At 59.1% G+C, this 15,485-nt stretch carries 19 protein-coding genes; 1 reads left to right on the top strand and 18 read right to left on the bottom strand.

The features are described from left to right. Positions 1 to 16: 16 nt before the first annotated feature. Positions 17 to 706, bottom strand: coding sequence for a Sel1 family TPR-like repeat protein YjcO (gene yjcO, locus JY391_RS20620; protein WP_042291118.1), 690 nt, complete (start codon positions 704 to 706; stop codon positions 17 to 19). A 115-nt stretch (positions 707 to 821) separates the two neighbouring features. Next, positions 822 to 2,969: a formate dehydrogenase subunit alpha gene (gene fdhF, locus JY391_RS20615; RefSeq protein ID WP_084589031.1), complete on the bottom strand. Its 2,148-nt coding sequence runs from the start codon at positions 2,967 to 2,969 to the stop codon at positions 822 to 824. Positions 2,970 to 3,240: 271 nt separating this feature from the next. Between fdhF and yjdP the strand changes: the two genes are divergently transcribed. Further along, the gene (yjdP, locus tag JY391_RS20610) at positions 3,241 to 3,564 is read left to right on the top strand and encodes a DDRRRQL repeat protein YjdP (protein ID WP_205612951.1); all 324 of its coding nucleotides are present in this window, start codon (positions 3,241 to 3,243) and stop codon (positions 3,562 to 3,564) included. Positions 3,565 to 3,604: 40 nt separating this feature from the next. Here yjdP and phnP read toward each other — a convergent pair whose 3' ends face one another. The 16 genes from phnP to JY391_RS20530 all read right to left on the bottom strand — a co-directional run bounded on the left by phnP (position 3,605) and on the right by JY391_RS20530 (position 15,347). Beyond that, complete coding sequence (phnP, locus tag JY391_RS20605; protein ID WP_211934949.1) at positions 3,605 to 4,363, bottom strand: phosphonate metabolism protein PhnP; 759 nt, start codon at positions 4,361 to 4,363, stop codon at positions 3,605 to 3,607. An 8-nt stretch (positions 4,364 to 4,371) separates the two neighbouring features. After that, positions 4,372 to 4,806, bottom strand: coding sequence for an aminoalkylphosphonate N-acetyltransferase (gene phnO, locus JY391_RS20600; RefSeq protein ID WP_042291090.1), 435 nt, complete (start codon positions 4,804 to 4,806; stop codon positions 4,372 to 4,374). After that, positions 4,793 to 5,347: a ribose 1,5-bisphosphokinase gene (phnN, locus tag JY391_RS20595; RefSeq protein WP_042291088.1), complete on the bottom strand. Its 555-nt coding sequence runs from the start codon at positions 5,345 to 5,347 to the stop codon at positions 4,793 to 4,795. The genes phnO and phnN overlap by 14 nt, the downstream gene beginning before the upstream one ends. A 2-nt stretch (positions 5,348 to 5,349) precedes the next feature. After that, complete coding sequence (gene phnM / locus JY391_RS20590; RefSeq protein ID WP_211934948.1) at positions 5,350 to 6,486, bottom strand: alpha-D-ribose 1-methylphosphonate 5-triphosphate diphosphatase; 1,137 nt, start codon at positions 6,484 to 6,486, stop codon at positions 5,350 to 5,352. Continuing rightward, positions 6,483 to 7,163: a phosphonate C-P lyase system protein PhnL gene (gene phnL, locus JY391_RS20585; protein ID WP_042291083.1), complete on the bottom strand. Its 681-nt coding sequence runs from the start codon at positions 7,161 to 7,163 to the stop codon at positions 6,483 to 6,485. The genes phnM and phnL overlap by 4 nt, the downstream gene beginning before the upstream one ends. Before the next feature lie 9 nt (positions 7,164 to 7,172). After that, positions 7,173 to 7,931 (bottom strand): phosphonate C-P lyase system protein PhnK, encoded by a 759-nt coding sequence (phnK, locus tag JY391_RS20580; RefSeq protein WP_181822168.1) that lies wholly within the window; start codon positions 7,929 to 7,931, stop codon positions 7,173 to 7,175. After that, the gene (gene phnJ / locus JY391_RS20575) at positions 7,928 to 8,719 is read right to left on the bottom strand and encodes an alpha-D-ribose 1-methylphosphonate 5-phosphate C-P-lyase PhnJ (RefSeq protein WP_060570450.1); all 792 of its coding nucleotides are present in this window, start codon (positions 8,717 to 8,719) and stop codon (positions 7,928 to 7,930) included. Before phnJ ends, phnK begins: the two co-directional genes overlap by 4 nt. Before the next feature lie 46 nt (positions 8,720 to 8,765). Further along, positions 8,766 to 9,833 carry a carbon-phosphorus lyase complex subunit gene (locus tag JY391_RS20570; RefSeq protein ID WP_042291079.1) on the bottom strand — a complete coding sequence of 356 codons (1,068 nt, stop codon included), beginning with the start codon at positions 9,831 to 9,833 and terminating at the stop codon, positions 8,766 to 8,768. Continuing rightward, on the bottom strand, positions 9,833 to 10,429 hold the full coding sequence (phnH, locus tag JY391_RS20565) for a phosphonate C-P lyase system protein PhnH (RefSeq protein ID WP_042291077.1): 597 nt from the start codon (positions 10,427 to 10,429) through the stop codon (positions 9,833 to 9,835). Before phnH ends, JY391_RS20570 begins: the two co-directional genes overlap by 1 nt. After that, positions 10,426 to 10,878 (bottom strand): phosphonate C-P lyase system protein PhnG, encoded by a 453-nt coding sequence (gene phnG / locus JY391_RS20560; RefSeq protein WP_042291074.1) that lies wholly within the window; start codon positions 10,876 to 10,878, stop codon positions 10,426 to 10,428. Before phnG ends, phnH begins: the two co-directional genes overlap by 4 nt. Continuing rightward, positions 10,879 to 11,604: a phosphonate metabolism transcriptional regulator PhnF gene (gene phnF, locus JY391_RS20555; RefSeq protein WP_060570380.1), complete on the bottom strand. Its 726-nt coding sequence runs from the start codon at positions 11,602 to 11,604 to the stop codon at positions 10,879 to 10,881. A gap of 20 nt (positions 11,605 to 11,624) precedes the next feature. Next, positions 11,625 to 12,404 (bottom strand): phosphonate ABC transporter, permease protein PhnE, encoded by a 780-nt coding sequence (gene phnE, locus JY391_RS20550; protein ID WP_042291069.1) that lies wholly within the window; start codon positions 12,402 to 12,404, stop codon positions 11,625 to 11,627. Between the two features lie 78 nt (positions 12,405 to 12,482). Continuing rightward, on the bottom strand, positions 12,483 to 13,499 hold the full coding sequence (gene phnD / locus JY391_RS20545; protein WP_060570379.1) for a phosphonate ABC transporter substrate-binding protein: 1,017 nt from the start codon (positions 13,497 to 13,499) through the stop codon (positions 12,483 to 12,485). Positions 13,500 to 13,548: 49 nt separating this feature from the next. Beyond that, positions 13,549 to 14,337: a phosphonate ABC transporter ATP-binding protein gene (gene phnC, locus JY391_RS20540; protein WP_042291065.1), complete on the bottom strand. Its 789-nt coding sequence runs from the start codon at positions 14,335 to 14,337 to the stop codon at positions 13,549 to 13,551. A gap of 133 nt (positions 14,338 to 14,470) precedes the next feature. Then, positions 14,471 to 14,914, bottom strand: a complete 444-nt coding sequence (yjdN, locus tag JY391_RS20535) for a VOC family metalloprotein YjdN (RefSeq protein WP_042291063.1) — start codon at positions 14,912 to 14,914, stop codon at positions 14,471 to 14,473. A 97-nt stretch (positions 14,915 to 15,011) separates the two neighbouring features. Next, a complete protein-coding gene (locus JY391_RS20530) occupies positions 15,012 to 15,347 on the bottom strand; it encodes a zinc ribbon domain-containing protein YjdM (RefSeq protein ID WP_042291061.1) in 336 nt (111 codons plus the stop codon). Positions 15,348 to 15,485: the final 138 nt, after the last annotated feature.

Raw genomic sequence — 15,485 nt, 5'->3', positions numbered from 1 at the left:
TATCCGGCAACCTGCATCACCCGTTCGTTAACTTCTCAAACTCCTCGCAGCCGGTATCGAATCCTTCGGTGCAGCTCAGATTCAACCAGTGCAGCGCCTTCTGTTTGTTCTTCTCAATAAAGCCCTGTTCACCGTTCAGAAACATCATTCCCGCCCAGTATTCGGAATAGCCGGTACGGGAAATGGCGGAACTGCGTTTGAAATACCAGGTCGCTTTGTCATCGTCTGCCGGAATGCCGACGCCGTTGGCGTAAATCAGTCCAAGCAGCATCTGCGCATCAACCGCCACGTCGCTCTCGAGATTTTGCGAGGCGTTTTGCAGCAGGGAAATCGCTTTCGGGTAGTCGGGCTTCCCGGCCTGGGTGTTCAACAGAATCCGCGCGAGGGTGATCTCGCCCGCTTTACTGCCCGCTTGCGCCGCCCTTTCGGCCAGCGTTTTCGCTTCACGGTAATCGAGGCTGACCGGGTTGGTGATTTTGATTTGCGCCAGTAGCGCACAGGCGTCGGCATCGCCATTACTGGCGGATTTCTGCGCCCAGTATTCGGCTTTGCTTAAGTCGCCAAAGCTAAACCAACTGTCAGCGAGGTAATACTGTGCGCGTCTGTCTCCTGCCTCTGCGGCCTGCAAATACTGGCTTCCCGGTTCCGGGGCGGCAGCATGGGCAAAGAATGTCATGAATAACATCAATGCAAGAAGTGGTTTCATTTTGCGTTTTAGTTAGGGTACGGAAAAGACAGTATAAAGAGATCGTCTGGATAAAAAAACAGCCTCCACGGAGGAGGCTGCTGTCGTTAAACATGCCAGGTAAGGCATGTCAGAATCAACCCATTGCGCTTTCGCGCAGACGGGTTTTCAGCTTGTTGTACTCGTCAATCACATACTGCTCGGCGGCGCGCTGGTCGGCGATCGGCTCAACGCGTACGGCGCAGTATTTGTACTCCGGCGTTTTGGTAATCGGGCTTAAGTTCTCGGTGACCAGCTCGTTACAGGCGCCAATCCACCACTGGTAGGTCATGTAAATCGCCCCTTTGTTCGGGCGTTCGCTGACCTGCGCGCGGGTGATGATTTTGCCTTTACGCGAATGAACCCAGACCAGCGCTTCATCTTCAATGCCCAGACGCGCGGCGTCGGCGGCGTTGATTTGCGCATAGCCCGGCTCGTCCGCCAGCGCAGCCAGCGCCGCGCAGTTACCGGTCATTGAGCGGCAGGAGTAGTGGCCAACTTCACGAACCGTCGACAGCACCATCGGGTACTCTTCGGTCAGCTTGTCGATCGGCGCAACCCAGTCGCAGGTAAAGAACTGCGCGAGACCGTTCGGGGTATCAAATTTCTCTTTAAAGAGATACGAGGTGCCCTGATCGGCGTCGGACGTGTCGCGACACGGCCACTGGATATAGCCCAGTTCGCCCATTTTCTCGTACGTGGCGCCGTAGAAATCCGGGCACAGATGACGCAACTCGTCCCAGATCTCCTGGGTGTTGTTATAGTGCATCGGGTAGCCCATCCGGGTGGCGATTTCACTGATAATTTGCCAGTCCGTTTTCAGATCCCACTTCGGTTCGACCGCTTTAAAGAAGCGCTGGAAACCACGGTCAGCGGCGGTAAAGACCCCTTCATGCTCGCCCCACGACGTAGACGGTAAAATCACATCCGCCGCCGACGCGGTTTTGGTCATAAAGATGTCCTGCACGATAACCAGTTCCAGGTCCTCAAACGCTTTACGCACGGCTGACAACTCGGCATCAGTCTGTAGCGGATCTTCGCCCATGATGTACGCCGCGCGCACTTCGCCATGCGCCGCCCGGTGCGGCAGCTCGCTGATGCGATAGCCGGTATGTTCCGGCAGGCTGTCGACACCCCAGGCTTTGGCGAACTTCTCACGGTTTTCCGGGAACTTCACGTACTGATAGCCTGGATAGGTGTCCGGCAGCGCGCCCATGTCGCAGGCACCCTGTACGTTGTTCTGGCCACGCACCGGGTTGACGCCGACGCTCGGCTTACCGAGGTTACCGGTCAGCATCGCGAGGCTGGTCAGCGAGCGAACGGTTTCCACGCCCTGATAGAACTGGGTGACGCCCATGCCCCACAGGATCGATGCGCTTTTCGCCCCGGCGTACATCCGCGCCGCCTGACGAATGTCGTGGGCGCTGACGCCAGTGATATCCTCAACAGATTCCGGCGTATAACCGTCGACAATCTTACGGTACTCTTCAAAGCCTTCCGTACGCGAAGCGACAAACGCCTGGTCGTACAGGTTTTCTTCAATAATGACGTGGCCCATGGCGTTCAACAGCGCGATATTCGAGCCGTTTTTCAACGCGATGTGCATATCGGCAATGCGCGCGGTTTCAATTTTGCGCGGATCGCAGACGATGATTTTCGCGCCGTTACGTTTCGCGTTAATCACGTGATTCGCCACGATGGGGTGGGAATCCGCCGGGTTATACCCGAAGATAAACACGAGATCGGTATTATCAATTTCGTTAATTGCGTTACTCATTGCGCCGTTACCGACCGACTGGTGCAGACCTGCAACCGATGGGCCGTGTCAGACACGAGCGCAGCAGTCAACGTTATTGGTACCAATAACGGCGCGCGCAAATTTTTGCATGATGTAGTTGGTTTCATTCCCGGTGCCACGCGACGAACCGGTCGTCTGAATGGCGTCGGGTCCGTATTTCGCCTTGATGGCGCTCAGGCGTTCAGCGACATAATTCAGCGCTTCATCCCAGGAAACGGATTCCAGTTTGCCGCCGCGCTGGCGACGAATCATAGGGGTTTTCAGGCGCGGGGTCAGGATCTGGGTATCGTTAATAAAATCCCAGCCGTAGTAGCCCTTCAGACACAGGGTCCCCTGGTTGGTTTTCCCCTGCGCTGCCTCAGCCCGGACGATTTTGCCGTTATCGACCACCAGGTTGATTTTGCAACCTGATGCGCAATACGGGCAAACCGTGACGACTTTTTTCATCGGTCTCGCTCCAGTTAATCAAATCGCGCATACACGCTTGTCGCCCTGAGTATGCATCTTTTATGCCACATTTTAATTGGGGACTTTCCCTGATATTACGGGCAAATTTTGGACAAAACCCTGACGAAAAACAGGCTGTCGACAGTTTTGACGTGACGAAGGCGGCGATGGGCGCTCATTCTGCCCGACAGACTGGATTTGAGATTCCTCCGCTACTCGCGAGAATGACCGATGATTACCGTAGAGCCAGTCCACCGTTGAGGCTAACGCTATGAAACGCTACTCCACGCTCTTTTTATTCAGCTTACTGTCGCTGAGCACCGTTTCGGCGTATGCCGATGTGATTGATGACGCCATTGGCAATATTCAGCAGGCGATCAACGACGCCTATAATCCCGGCAGCAGCCGTAATGACGATGATGACGATCGTTACGATCGCAGCCGTCAAACCGACAGTCGACAGTACGACGATCGCCGCCGACAGCTCGAAGACAGGCGCCGCCGTTTAGACGAACGCCAGCGCCAGCTGGATGACGACCGACGTCGATTAGAAGAGGACGAACGCAGGCTGGAAGAAGATTACGAACGGTGGTAAGGGCAGTCTGTTGCCCTCTCCCGCGGAGGAGGGAAAACGCTTAGTCCAGCATCAGTACCGTCCCGTCATACCCCGCTTCGATGCCGTCCGGCAGCGGGTTATCCATCATCCACACGTCAAACTGATGGCTGATATGCGTCAGGATCACCCGTGGGCAGCCAATCACCTCATTCAGCGTAATCACGGTGTTTAAATCGCAATGGTTGCGCGGCGCGTCCGGTCGCGGTTCATGGCTACAGTCGATCACTATCGCCTGCGGGCGGTTGTTGAGCAAAAATTTCAGCGTCTTATCCGGCAGCCCGGCGGTATCCGAAAGCCACGCCACCCGGCTGTGGGCAGACTCCAACAGATAGCCAAAGGTCAGCTTTGAGTGATTCAGCGGCAGCGGCGTCACCTGCAATCCCTGCAAATCAAACACCACAAACGGCTCGACGGTATGGCTGAAGTCGAGAATGCCGGGATGCTTAAACAGATCGTCGCAGCCCTGTTCGTCAGGCGGCCCGTACACCGGGATCGTCGCGCCCACGCCCCAGCGCAGCGGAAACAGCCCCTGCACGTGATCCATATGATAATGGGTGAGTAAAAATTGCTCAAAAGATCCGGCAGGCCAGCGATCCGCAAGATCGTGCAAGCCCGCGTCCAGCAATGTTACCGCATGATTAAATTTAATCACGCCGCTACACGGGCGACGACGATACGCTTCATGCTGGCGCGCCCGGCGGCAGGCCGCGCAGTCGCAGCCATATGCTGGAACGCCTTGTGCGCCGCCGGTTCCGGTTAAGGTGAGGATCAGGCTCATCGGTTGCCTCACAGCGCTTTGGTGAAGCGAAAATGGCTCTGGGTGTAACCTTCGCGCAGGTAAAAGCGGTGGGCGTCAAGACGCTTCACGTTGGTGGAAAGCTCGGTCATCTCCGCCCCCGCGCGTCTGGCTTCGTCCTCTGCCCAGGCCAGCAGTTGGCTGCCGATTTTCAGGCCGCGCGCCTGGGGCATTACCACCAGTTCCTGAATCTCGCCGATCCAGTTGGCGTGATGGAGATGAAATTGCATATGCAGACCAATCATGCCCACCACCTCGCCGTCGAGCAGCGCAAGCTGATAGCGCAGATTGCTATCCCGCAGGTTCGCCGCAAAGCCGGCGCTGAACGCCTGATGATCGAACTCGGCTTGCTTTAGTTCGCAAATGAGGGCATAGACGGCGTGGGTGTCGTCCGCCGTGGCGCGACGCAGTTCACAGGCAGGCATGGCTTTTCTCCTTTCGTCCGATCAGCATTAACAGCGTATCGACTGACTGTAGCAGACTGCCGTCATTGTTCAGCGTATGGCAGTCAAACGGCGCGTAGCGGGCGGCGCGTTCGAGACGGGCGGCAATCTCCGCTTCGCTTTCGCGTCCGCGCGCCTGTAACCGCTGGCGCAGAATGGCGGGGGAGACCTGCAAACAGACCGGCATCAGCGCTGTGCCGTAACGCGCCTGCGCCTGGGGAAGATGGGCGCGGGAGCCATTAACCACCACGTCGAATCCGCCGTTCAGCCACAGGTCGATCTCCACCCCGACGCCGTAGTATAAACCATTGGCGTGCCAGCTCAGCGCCAGCAGGTTATGTCCCGCACGGGTGAAAAATTCCTGTTCGCTCAGGGCGATATGGTTTTCATTTCCGGCGTTGGCCGCGCGGGTAATGTAGCGGTGCGCGACCAGGAGCTGCGCATGTTCCTGCTGGCGCAGCGCCGCCAGCAAACTGTCTTTACCGGAGCCGGACGGCCCCATCAGCCAGATCAGTTTTCCCATAGTCAGAACACCCTTTTTCCTTGACGCCAGACGTGATCGATATGCACGTGGTCGCCTTTGCGGTGCGCCAGTACCAGGTCGGCGCGTTTGCCCTCGGCGACAACGCCGCGATCGTTCAGATTCAGCGCCCGCGCCGGGTTGCGGGTCACCAGACGAATGGCCTGCGGCAGGGTAAAGCGGTTGGCATCGTCGTCGGCGACGCGAAAGGCGGCGTCGAGCAGGCTGGCGGGGTAATAATCGGACGAAAGAATATCCAGCAGCCCCAGTTCGGCCAGCGCATGCGCGGCGACGTTACCGGAGTGTGAACCGCCGCGCACGATGTTCGGCGCGCCCATCAGCACATTCATGCCATGCTCGCGCGACGCTTGCGCCGCGGCGAAGGTGGTGGGAAATTCGGCGATCACGCTGCCAAGCTGATGTGACTCGCGTACGTGGTCGGGCGTCGCGTCGTCATGGCTTGCCAGCGCGATGTTGCGCTCGCGGCAAAGCCGGGCGATAGCGCTGCGGTTAGGTTGCGACCAGCGGGCGGCGAGCGCCAACTGTTCTTCTTCATAGCGGGCCATCTGCTCGTCGGTGAGCGAATATTTGCCCTGATAATATTCGCGATACTTCTCGCGGTTGGCGAACTGGCGCTGGCCCGGCGAGTGATCCATCAGGGAAACCAGCGTGACCGGCTCGCGGCCGACCAGCTTTTCAAACAACGGCAGGGTGGTGTGATGCGGCAGCTCGCAGCGCAGATGCAGGCGATGCTCGGCGCGGTTGACGCCGCGCTTTTGCGTCTCTTCCACCGCGTTAATCATCTTTTCCAGATTTTCCAGCCTGTCGCCGCCGTCACGCACGTCGCCAATCGCCACCGCGTCCAGAACGGTGGTGATACCGCTGGCGACCATCAGCGCGTCGTGGCTGCTCATCGCTGAATGGGCGGGCCAGTCCACCTTTGGGCGCGGGGTGAAAAATTTATCCAGATTATCAGTATGCAGTTCAATCAGTCCCGGCAGCAGCCAGCCGCCTTCGCCGTCCAGCGCCTCCGGCAGACGGCTCTGGGTTTCGGCAAAAGCGTGGATCATCCCGTTGTGCATTTCCAGCGATCCCTGCACTATCTCGTCTTCCAGCACCAGCTTTACATTGTTGATAATCATGGTGTTGTTCCCATAAGATGCAAACGATCCGCCACCCGGTCGCGCACGGATTCATCGTGAAAAATGCCGACAATCGCCGCGCCGCGCGCTTTCGCTTCGGTAATCAATGCCACCACGGCGGCGCTGTTTTTGGCATCCAGCGAGGCGGTTGGCTCGTCGAGGAGCAGGATGGGGTAATCGACAATAAAGCCGCGGGCGATGTTGACCCGCTGCTGCTCGCCGCCGGAAAAGGTCGAGGGGGCGAGATGCCACAGGCGCTCGGGTACGTTGAGGCGGGTCAGAAGACTCGCGGCTTTGGCGGCGCATGCTTCTCGCGGCGCGCCGAGGTCCAGCAGCGGCTGCATTACCACGTCCAGCGCGCACACGCGGGGGATCACCCGCAGAAACTGGCTGACCCAGCCGATGGTAGAACGACGTACTTCCAGTACCTTGCGCGCTGGCGCCTGCACCAGATCCACCCACTCGTCGCCGTGACGAATCCGGATCTGCCCTTCGTCGGGCAGATAGTTAGCGTACAGCGAGCGCAGCAGCGTCGATTTTCCGCTGCCGGAGTGACCGTGCAGCACCACGCATTCGCCGCGCGCTACCGTCAGCGAGGCGTTTTGCAGTACCGGCAGACGCACGCCGTTTTGCTGGTGGAGAACAAAGGTTTTACTGACGTTTTCAACGCGAATCATGTTGGCCTCTTAATTCTGTAATACCGACGACACCAGCAACTGCGTGTACGGATGATGCGGATCGTCGAGCACGCGGTCGGTTAATCCACTTTCCACCACCTGGCCCTGCTTCATCACCAGCAGACGGTCCGCCAGCAGGCGCGCAACGCCCAAATCGTGGGTGACAATCACCACCGCCAGATCCAGCTCCACCACCAGCCCGCGCAGCAGGTCCAGCAGTTTGGCCTGCACCGAGACGTCCAGCCCGCCGGTCGGTTCATCCATAAACACCAGCTTTGGATGGGTGACCAGATTGCGGGCGATTTGCAAACGCTGCTGCATTCCGCCGGAGAAGGTGGTCGGCAGGTCATCAATGCGCGAGGCCGGAATTTCCACTTCCTCGAGCCATTTTTGCGCGGTAGCGCGGATTTCGCCGTAGTGGCGCGCGCCGGTCGCCATCAGCCGTTCGCCGATGTTGCCTCCCGCTGAGACCTGGCGGCGCAGGCCGTCCAGCGGATGCTGATGCACCACGCCCCATTCGGTACGCAGCAGGCGGCGACGGTCGGCCTCGCTCATCGCATACAGCGAACGGTTCTGATACTGGATCTCGCCGGACTGCGGCGTCAGGCGCGAAGAGATTGACTTCAGCAGGGTGGTTTTACCGGAACCGGACTCCCCAACAATGCCCAGCACTTCGCCCGGCCACAGGTCAAACGAGACATCGCTGAAGCCTTTGCCCGGCGCGTAAAGGTGGGTCAGGTTATTCACTGAAAGCAGCGGCTGCGTCATTGGCGTTGGGCCTCACTCTGTTGGCGGCAGTAGTCGGTGTCGGAGCAGACAAACATCCGTTTGCCGCTGTCGTCGAGCACCACTTCGTCGAGATAGCTATGGGTTGACCCGCAAATGGCGCACGGCTCATTCCAGGTCTGGACGCTGAACGGATGATCGTCGAAATCGAGACTCTCCACGCGGGTGTACGGCGGTACGGCGTAGATGCGCTTTTCGCGCCCGGCGCCAAACAGTTGCAGAGCGGGCATCCTGTCCATTTTCGGGTTATCGAATTTGGGGATCGGCGACGGGTCCATCACGTAGCGCCCGTTCACTTTCACCGGATAGGCGTAGGTGGTGGCGATGTGGCCGAAGCGGGCGATATCTTCGTACAGTTTCACCTGCATTACGCCGTACTCTTCCAGCGCATGCATGGTGCGGGTTTCGGTTTCGCGCGGTTCGATAAAGCGCAGCGGCTCTGGGATCGGCACCTGGAAGATCAGGATCTGATCTTCGGTCAGCGGCGTTTCCGGGATCCGATGGCGGGTCTGGATCAGCGTCGCGTCTTCCGTACGTTCGGTGGTGTTTACGCCGGTGACGCGTTTAAAGAAGTTGCGGATCGACACCGCGTTGGTGGTGTCGTCGGCACCCTGGTCGATCACTTTCAGCACGTCCGGTTCGCCGATCACGCTGGCGGTGATCTGAATGCCGCCGGTGCCCCAGCCGTAGGGCATCGGCATTTCGCGGCCGCCGAACGGCACCTGATAGCCAGGGATCGCCACCGCCTTCAGGATAGCGCGGCGGATCATGCGTTTGGTCTGTTCATCAAGGTACGCAAAGTTGTAGCCGGAGAGGTTAGTCGTCACGGTCGGCCTCCTGTTGCAGGCGTTTAAGCAGTTCCAGCTCGGCCTGGAAATCGACGTAATGAGGGAGCTTGAGGTGCGAAACAAAACCCGCCGCCTCGACGTTATCCGCATGCGCCAGCACGAACTCCTCGTCCTGCGCCGGTCCTGTGACCGTTTCATCGTAGTCTGGTGCCTGTAGCGCGCGATCCACCAGCGCCATCGCCATGGCTTTGCGTTCGCTCATGCCGAACACCAGCCCGTAGCCGCGGGTGAAGTGAGGCGCATCATTGTCCGGGGCGACGAAGCCGTTGACCATTTCGCATTCGGTCACCAGCAGTTCGCCAACGTTTACCGCGAATCCCAGCTCTTCCGGCACCGTTTCCAGCTCAACGTAGCCGCTGCGGATCTCCGCCGCGAACGGGTGGTTGCGGCCATAACCGCGCTGGGTGGAATAGGCCAGCGCCAGCAGGTAGCCTTCGTCGCCGCGCATGAGCTGTTGCAGGCGTGAGGCGCGCGAACAAGGGTAGACCGGCGGTGTGCGGGTGATGTCGTCCGGCTGTGCGCCGGTATCCTCTTCGCGCTTTGCCAGCCCCTGCTTCGCCAGCAGGGAAAAGACGTGCGGCGCGGGTTCCGTTGGGTGATCGGCGGTGCGCAGAGGCGGCGTTTCGCCGTTCGCCAGCAGGGTGAAATCGAGCAGGCGATGGGTGTAGTCGTAAGTCGGGCCTAAAAGCTGCCCGCCGGGAATGTCTTTATAGACGGCGGAAATACGCCGCTCCAGGCGCATCTCCGCGCTGTTCAGCGGTTCGCTCACCGCCAGCTTCGCCAGCGTGGTGCGGTAGGCGCGCAGCAGGAAGATGGCTTCGACGTTGTCTCCGCTGGCCTGTTTCAGCGCCAGCGCCGCCAGTTCGCGGTCGGCGATACCGCCTTCGGTCATCACCCGGTCAACCGCCAGGTTCATCTGCTGTTCAATCTGCGCCACGCTCAGTTCACCGATGGCGGCATCGCCCCGACGGCGGTTCTCCTGGAGCGCATGGGCGTTGGCTATCGCCTTCTCGCCCCCTTTAACGGCGACGTACATCAGCACACCTCCACGTGGGTAGTGCGAGGGATTGCCAGCAGGCGCTCGCCGCAGGTAAGTATCAGATCGACGCCCAGCGGGAAGGGGTGCGGGCGTTCGGTCAGTTCGTGGATCAGACAGTCCGGTAACTGCGGCGCGATCATCCGTTCTTCAGCGATCCCCGCCCCGGTCAGGCGCAGCATCCGCCCGCCGCTGAGGCTGGTGACCTGGACGATCAGCGTGGCGCTGGTTTCCGGCGCCACGGCGGAACCCGCGGAAAGGGCGTTAAGCTGCTCGCGGCTGATGCGCTCGTCGGTGACGGCAAACGCTGCCAGCTGCGGTTGCTCGACCAATGGCGCCTGAGTATGAAAACGCAGGTTCTGGCTGGCGATGTCGTTGTTCACCGCAGGTGACAGCCATACCGGCGTGTCGCCATCGACCAGGGTCAGCAGGACGCTGGTGGTGGCAAGGTTCAACGGTTGCCAGCCGTGCTTAAGCTGATGCAGGGCGACAATCACGCCCGGTTCGCTCATTGCTTTCAGCAGGCGGCGAAAGCTCTGCTGCGCGTCCTGAACGGGCAGGGTAAAGGCGGTTTGTAGTTCCGTGGATCGTGTCATTCGTTATCTCCGCGTACCAGCGTAAAGAAGTCGACCCGGCTGGCGTTCACTTCAGCGCGGCGGGCAGCGATTTGCGCCTCGCGTTCGGCCTCCAGCGGGGCGATTAAGGTTTCCATGAGCGTCTGAAAATGGGCCTGCTCCTGTAACAGCGCGTCGACGACGGCGCACCGTTCGGCGTGCTGTTTATTGCGTCCCAGCAGGTAGCTGTAGCCGAGCGTGCCGCTGTTCAGGCGCACCACCGCGCGGGTGAGCGTGGTATCGCCGGCAAAGAAACGGTTGCCGGTGCCGCCCATGCGCGCCTGGATCTGCATCAGACCGGTTTCCGGCGCGCGGATAAGCGTGTATTCCGGCGCCAGCTTCAGCGCCTGCATCAGTGCGTTCAGCGTTTCGGCGTTGCTCCAGGACAACGCGCGCATCCAGCGCTGGCGGGTGGCGGTATCGATGTGCATTCAGTGCTCCATAGTGAATTCGATCATGTCGGCGCGGGTCAGGCTGACGGAGTACTCCGCTGCCTGCTCCTCACCTTCACGATGGTTCAGGGTGCGCACGCAGAGCAGCGGCGCCATGTTCGGGATTTCCAGTACCTTGCTCTCTTTCGCCTGCGCGCGGCGGGCGCTGATGCGCGTCTGGGTACGCATCAGCGTCAGCCCGGACTGTTCGCGCAGATAGTCATGCAGCGAGCCGCTATGGAAGCCCTGCAACAGCGGCCAGAGGCTGAGGTCGGAAAAGTAGTGATCGATCAGGCACAGGGCGATACCGTTGACCCGGCGTAGCGTTCGCAGGTGAATGACGTTGTCGCCTTCCTGCACGCTGAGGGCATCAGCAACGTGGCGGGAAGCCGGTCGCAGTACCGCCAGCAGCTTTTCGCTGGTGGGATGGCTGCCCTGATCCAACAGATTCTGGCTAAAGCGCGCCTGGGCGTTCAGCGGGTAGTCGAACGGGCGCATCAGCACCAGCACGCCGACACCCTGACGACGCTGCACCCAGCCGCGTTCAACTAACTGATCGATGGCCCGGCGCAGGGTATGGCGGTTCACCTCATAACGGGCGGCAAGCTGATGCTCCGCCGGAAGATAGTCGCCGCAGCGGTAATGTTGACGAAGCTCCTGCTCAAGTCTCGCGGCAATCTCCTGATAACGCGTCGGGTAACTGGTCGGATGTGTAGACAAGTGCATAGCCATCAATGCCTCGCGAATCAGATAAAGTGCTTACGTAAACGCTGGGAGAGGAAATCCAGCAGGCTGACGGTGATGATGATGAGCACCATCAACGCGCAGGTTTGCTGGAACTGGAAACCGCGTATCGCCTCCCACAAGGTGACGCCGATGCCGCCTGCGCCCACCATGCCGACCACCGTGGCGGAGCGGACGTTGGACTCAAAGCGGTACAGCGAATAGGAGATGAGCAGCGGCATGACCTGCGGCAGTACGCCGTAGAGAATTTCTTCGAGCTTATTGGCGCCGGTGGCGCGGATACCTTCTACCGGGCCGGGTTCGATAGCTTCGACCGCTTCGGAAAGCAGTTTCGACAGCACGCCGGTGGTGTGGATAAACAGCGCCATCACGCCCGCAAACGGGCCGAGACCGACGGCGACCACGAACAGCATCGCAAACACCATTTCGTTGATGGCGCGGCAGGCGTCCATCAGACGGCGCATGGGCTGGTAAATCCACCACGGTACGAGGTTGTCGGCGCACATCAGACCAAAAGGAATGGACAGGATAACCGCCAGCGCGGTGCCCCAGACGGCGATTTGCAGGGTGACGGCCATTTCGCCGAGGTAGTCCCGCCACTGGCTGAAGTCCGGCGGGAAGAAGTCGGCGGCGAAAGTCGCCATGTTGCCGGAGTCCTGAATCAGCGTCAGCGGGGCCATTTCGGCGCCTTTCCACGACACGACCAGTACAGCCAGCAGGATGGCCCAGCTCAAGAGCGAGAACCAGCTTCGCTTCGGCGGGGGGACGGTAATGGTTTGCATAGTTGCTCCATAAGTGACGACGATTTGACGCGGGTATAGGCCGGATAAGCGCTGCGTCATCCGGCCTACAGCCAGGGGTTATTGCACCGCTTTGTTCACGCTGGTCATGGCGCCGAGCGCGGCAGTCAGACGGTCGAGATCGTCCAGTTGCCCTTTAATCGCCGAGGTTTTGCTGGCTTTCTCTTCGTCGCTCAGTCCTTTGTTGTCCTTCACGCCCTGCATCTCTTTAAACAAGGCGAGTTGGCGAATCGGCACCAGTTGCAGGTCGCTGGAGGCACGGAACGGCGCCCAGCCCAGACGTTCCAGTACGCTTTTTTCTTCCGGCGTTTTGCCGTAATTCATAAAGAAGTCGTACACCTTGTCCTTGGTGGTTTCAGAAAGATTTTTCCGCCAGACGATGGGATCACCCGGGATCAGCGGCGACTTCCAGATCACCTTCAGCTCTTTGAGCTTGTCCGGCGCGGAGGTTTTCAGCTTGTCGAGGTTTTCGGTGTTGTTGGTGGCGACGTCGACCTGCTTGTTCGCTACCGCCAGTGCGTTGGTTTCATGACCGGCGTTAACGGTGCGTTTGAAGTCGCTGGCGGAGATATTGTTTTTTGCGAAGACGTAATACCCGGGAACCAGATAGCCAGAGGTGGAGTTAGGATCGCCGTTGCCGAAGGTAAGATCTTTGCGCTGGGCGATCAGATCGTCGAGAGTGTTGATCGGACTGTCCTTGTTGACGATCAGTACGCTCCAGTAGCCGGGCGATCCGTCAGCGGCGACAGTCTGGGCGAAGACCTGGCCGTTGGCGCGATCTACCGCTTCCATCGCGGAAAGATTGCCGTACCAGGCGAGATCCACTTTGTTAAAGCGCATCCCCTGGATGATCCCGGCGTAGTCCGGGGCGAAGAAGGCATTGACCTTGACCCCCAGTTTCTTTTCCATATCCTTCAGGAACGGGTCCCACTGCGGTTTCAGGTTTTGCTGTGACTCGGTCGAAATAATGCCAAAGTTCAGCGCTTTTTCCTGTTCTTCGGCATGTGCCGGGGTGAGCAGGGTGCTGACGCTGAACATGCTGGTAAACGCCAACGCGGCAACCGTTTTGTAATTCATATTATCCTCGCATTGTTCCAGGCTATTTCACTTGCCTGGTCTTTTTGAATTAAGCAGCCTGCGCGTTCTGTTCGACGCGGTTCATGCTGCGGTACAGATGGTCAAAGCGATCGTTATCGAAGTGTTGGCTGCTGCCGTCGTAGAACACATGCCCCTGACGCAGCGCCACAATGCGTTCGCAGTAGCGCAGGGCGTAATCCACCTGATGCAGCGTGACGACGACGGTGATGCCGTCGGTCTGGTTGATGTCGCGCAGGGTATCCATCACGATGCGCGCGGATTCCGGGTCCAGCGAGGCAATCGGCTCGTCGGCCAGAATCACTTTCGCCCGCTGCATCAGGGCGCGGGCGATGGCCACGCGCTGCTGCTGGCCGCCGGAAAGTGTAGAAACGCGCTGGTGCGCGAAGTGCGCCATGCCGACGCGGGTCAGCGCCTGTAACGCGCGCTGCTTCTGTTCCTGGGTGAACCAGCTAAAGCAGGTGCGCCAGAACGGCGTGCTGCCGAGCGCGCCAATCAGGACGTTCTCAAGCACTGTCAGGCGATTGACCAGGTTGAACTGCTGGAAGATGTAGCCGGTATGGGCGCGGCTTTTGCGGATATCGCGCGCCAGACGGCCTTCGCGCTGAACGGTGCGACCAAGCAGCTCGACGTGGCTGCCCGGCGCTTTGTCACCGGTGATCAGCCCGCTTAAGTGACGTAAAAGGGTGGATTTGCCGGAACCCGACGGCCCAAGCAGAGCCACCATCTCACCGGAAACGATGTTCAGATCGACGGCGTGCAGCGCCTGCTGCTGATTGAACGTTTTGGAGAGTTTTTCGACGCGAATAATCGTTTGCATGATGCGGCCTCTCTGAAAAAAGTGGCCCCATCGTGGCGGATTAATGTGACGTTTGGGTTAAGTTGTGATGACCTGATGATGAAGAATTAAGTGGAATCAGATGACAGGGCGGGAGGCAGGGCCTCCCGCGAGGTTAACCGTTTGCCTGCTGCTTAACGACGTTGATCATCCACGGAACGCCGTAACGATCGCTGACCTTGCCAAAACCGTGCGCCCAAAAGGTTTCCTGCCAGTCCATTTCAATTTTTCCTTCGGCAGCGAGGCGGTCGAACCAGCGTTTTCCTTCGTCGACATCCTGCGTGTCAAGAACCAGCGTAAAGCCGGAATAGTGCGCCGTGCCTGACGGCAGGGCGTCACTCATCATAATGTCGCTCCCCGCAATGCGCACATTGGCATGGGCGATGGCGGTATCGGGGAAGGTCATTGCGGACGGGCAGCCGTCCTGACTGTCCTGCGCCGACGGAGGCATTTCACCAAAGCTGATTTTATAGAGCAGTTCTGCGCCGAGCGTTTGCTGATAAAACGCAATGGCGTCGGCACAGTTGCCAGCAAAAGAGAGATAGGGACTTAACGACATGATCTGGACCTCTGATAAGGGAAGCCCATTAAGTGTAGTTAGCCCCGGCCCGGTAAGCGAAGCGCCACCGGGCAATATCAGGCAGGCAGGATAACAATCAGTTCTTTTTCACAAACTCCGATTTCAGCTTCATCGGGCCGAAACCGTCGATTTTGCAGTCAATGTTGTGATCGCCTTCCACCAGACGGATGTTTTTCACTTTGGTGCCGATCTTCAGCATCGAAGAACTGCCTTTCACCTTCAGATCTTTAATCACGGTCACGCTGTCGCCGTCGGCCAGCAGGTTGCCGTTAGCGTCTTTCACAATCAGCTCATCGCTGTCCTGCGCCGGTTCGGCATCGTTCCATTCGTGGGCGCATTCCGGGCAGATATACATGCCGTTGTCTTCGTAGGTGTATTCGGAGTTGCATTGTGGGCAGTTAGGTAATGACATGGTGAGTTCCTCAAAAGTCAGCAGGGGCAAACGCGCCCCAAAAGCATGGCAGATTGCCGAAAAAGGCGGCAATTATACACAAAATCCCCAACGTTGTCGGGACTACTCGCGTTTTAAGAAAGGGGGCTGGAAGAAAGC

Source organism: Citrobacter sedlakii (assembly GCF_018128425.1).
In the GTDB taxonomy this organism is placed as follows: Bacteria; Pseudomonadota; Gammaproteobacteria; order Enterobacterales; family Enterobacteriaceae; genus Citrobacter_A; species Citrobacter_A sedlakii.
The sequence above is the reverse complement of the archived record's forward strand: the minus strand, read 5'-3'. Positions and strand labels throughout refer to the sequence as shown.

Excerpts from the sequence above, each read along its gene's own strand:
- phnF (WP_060570380.1), bottom strand. The coding sequence starts at position 11,604 with ATGCACTTGTCTACACATCCGACCAGTTACCCGACGCGTTATCAGGAG.
- phnK (WP_181822168.1), bottom strand. The coding sequence starts at position 7,931 with ATGACGCAGCCGCTGCTTTCAGTGAATAACCTGACCCACCTTTACGCG.
- phnD (WP_060570379.1), bottom strand. The coding sequence starts at position 13,499 with ATGAATTACAAAACGGTTGCCGCGTTGGCGTTTACCAGCATGTTCAGC.
- yjdN (WP_042291063.1), bottom strand. The coding sequence starts at position 14,914 with ATGTCGTTAAGTCCCTATCTCTCTTTTGCTGGCAACTGTGCCGACGCC.
- phnJ (WP_060570450.1), bottom strand. The coding sequence starts at position 8,719 with ATGATCCGCCGCGCTATCCTGAAGGCGGTGGCGATCCCTGGCTATCAG.
- phnG (WP_042291074.1), bottom strand. The coding sequence starts at position 10,878 with ATGCACATCGATACCGCCACCCGCCAGCGCTGGATGCGCGCGTTGTCC.
- phnO (WP_042291090.1), bottom strand. The coding sequence starts at position 4,806 with ATGCCTGCCTGTGAACTGCGTCGCGCCACGGCGGACGACACCCACGCC.
- phnN (WP_042291088.1), bottom strand. The coding sequence starts at position 5,347 with ATGGGAAAACTGATCTGGCTGATGGGGCCGTCCGGCTCCGGTAAAGAC.
- yjdP (WP_205612951.1), top strand. The coding sequence starts at position 3,241 with ATGAAACGCTACTCCACGCTCTTTTTATTCAGCTTACTGTCGCTGAGC.
- phnE (WP_042291069.1), bottom strand. The coding sequence starts at position 12,404 with ATGCAAACCATTACCGTCCCCCCGCCGAAGCGAAGCTGGTTCTCGCTC.
- phnP (WP_211934949.1), bottom strand. The coding sequence starts at position 4,363 with ATGAGCCTGATCCTCACCTTAACCGGAACCGGCGGCGCACAAGGCGTT.
- phnH (WP_042291077.1), bottom strand. The coding sequence starts at position 10,429 with ATGACACGATCCACGGAACTACAAACCGCCTTTACCCTGCCCGTTCAG.
- JY391_RS20530 (WP_042291061.1), bottom strand. The coding sequence starts at position 15,347 with ATGTCATTACCTAACTGCCCACAATGCAACTCCGAATACACCTACGAA.
- phnL (WP_042291083.1), bottom strand. The coding sequence starts at position 7,163 with ATGATTCGCGTTGAAAACGTCAGTAAAACCTTTGTTCTCCACCAGCAA.
- phnM (WP_211934948.1), bottom strand. The coding sequence starts at position 6,486 with ATGATTATCAACAATGTAAAGCTGGTGCTGGAAGACGAGATAGTGCAG.
- phnC (WP_042291065.1), bottom strand. The coding sequence starts at position 14,337 with ATGCAAACGATTATTCGCGTCGAAAAACTCTCCAAAACGTTCAATCAG.
- JY391_RS20570 (WP_042291079.1), bottom strand. The coding sequence starts at position 9,833 with ATGTACGTCGCCGTTAAAGGGGGCGAGAAGGCGATAGCCAACGCCCAT.
- yjcO (WP_042291118.1), bottom strand. The coding sequence starts at position 706 with ATGAAACCACTTCTTGCATTGATGTTATTCATGACATTCTTTGCCCAT.